The sequence below is a fragment of the Thermosporothrix hazakensis genome, assembly GCF_003253565.1.
GTDB classification, from domain to species: domain Bacteria; phylum Chloroflexota; class Ktedonobacteria; order Ktedonobacterales; family Ktedonobacteraceae; genus Thermosporothrix; species Thermosporothrix hazakensis.
The window spans coordinates 1-1,084 of sequence record NZ_QKUF01000086.1 but is presented as its reverse complement, the minus strand read 5'-3'; the positions used below and the strand labels follow the sequence as shown (position 1 = coordinate 1,084).

Below are 1,084 nucleotides of genomic sequence, written 5' to 3'. Positions count from 1 at the left end.
GACTCAATCGCCATGAATAGTATAACACAAAACAAGAGATATTGTCCACACCAAATAACAACAAGAATACACGCAGTAAAATTGTACCGACAAAGTAAAGATATAGATTTTGTATGTCGAAGGTATCACATATCAAAATCATCATTAATGCGTTGGAACAGGAAATACGATGGAACAGTCAAATCACTAACCGATAAGTCTCACAGACCGATTTCAAAGCATCCAAATGCTCACACCGATGAAGAAATCAAATGGATAAAAGATTATCACAGGCGTAACCCAAATATATCTATTTGCGAGTTGTATGGTAAATTGCGAACTGAAAAAGGTTACACCAGACACATAGGCTCTCTTTACAGAATATTTGTTAAACTCGGTTATCGTAAAAAGGTTGAATCAATAAAGAAAAAATCAAAACATAATGGTAAATACAACACTCCGACAGAATTAGGAAGCAAATGGCAGCTTGATGTTAAATATGTTCCTCAATCCTGTTATACCGGTAAAGACGGACAGAAATTCTATCAATACACAATGCTTGAAGAAGCATCAAGAGAAAGATTCATTTATCCTTATCTTGAACAAAGCAGTTACTCAACAATTGATTTTGTTAAGAGAGCTATCATCTATTTTCACTATGCTCCTGATACGATACAAACAGATAACGGTTTTGAATTTACTTACGGAAAGAAAACCGATAAAACTCATCCTTTTGATTTATTGTGTAACGAATTACATATCAACCACAAGCTTATCAGACCAAGAACACCTTGGCATAACGGAAAGGTTGAAAGAAGCCACAGAAATGACCAAGAAAGATTTTACAATTATTTGAGCTTTTACTCTTACGATGATTTAATTGTTCAAATGAAACAATATCTCAAACGTTCAAACAACATACCTATGTCTGTTTTGGGTTGGAAATCACCATTACAAAAACGAGCAGAACTCGAATACATCGTTGATTAAAGCCGCCGACAATGTGATGATTTCACTTCGCTACGCTCCGTTTAATCATCACATTGTCCTTTTCCCAATACTTTTTATTTTAATATCTCGGTGTCACATCATTGACAAATGAACA

The 1,084-nt window shown here is 34.5% G+C and carries 1 protein-coding gene; it reads left to right on the top strand.

Annotation, left to right across the window (positions count from 1 at the left end; all coding sequences use genetic code 11):
* The first annotated feature begins 12 nt into the window (after window positions 1-12).
* Complete coding sequence (locus EI42_RS31800; protein WP_111326996.1) at window positions 13-969, top strand: DDE-type integrase/transposase/recombinase; 957 nt, start codon at window positions 13-15, stop codon at window positions 967-969.
* Window positions 970-1,084 lie beyond the last annotated feature (115 nt).